Annotated in this window: 1 pseudogene; it reads left to right on the forward strand. The window is 40.3% G+C overall.

The window, feature by feature from the left end:
- Window positions 1–206 (forward strand): annotated as a pseudogene (locus CWB76_RS19600) (type VI secretion system ImpA family N-terminal domain-containing protein); the annotation flags it as partial.

The raw sequence follows: 206 nt of genomic DNA on the forward strand, positions 1-206 counted from the left end.
TAGCTTGGCTAAATGAAGGCTTGAGCCGCGTTCATGGCTTTATAGGCAATGCGTTTGGTATTAGTGTTGCTATGCACGAATTGGAACATCATATTGAGTCACTTAATCCAACACTTGAGGACCGTGATGAAATTTCAGACAAAGGGTCTGCATTATATTGCTTAAATGGCAGTGCTGGTGCAGGTAGGTTAATTATTCCAATTAAA

The organism is Pseudoalteromonas sp. S1609, assembly GCF_005887255.1.
Taxonomy (GTDB): Bacteria; Pseudomonadota; Gammaproteobacteria; order Enterobacterales; family Alteromonadaceae; genus Pseudoalteromonas.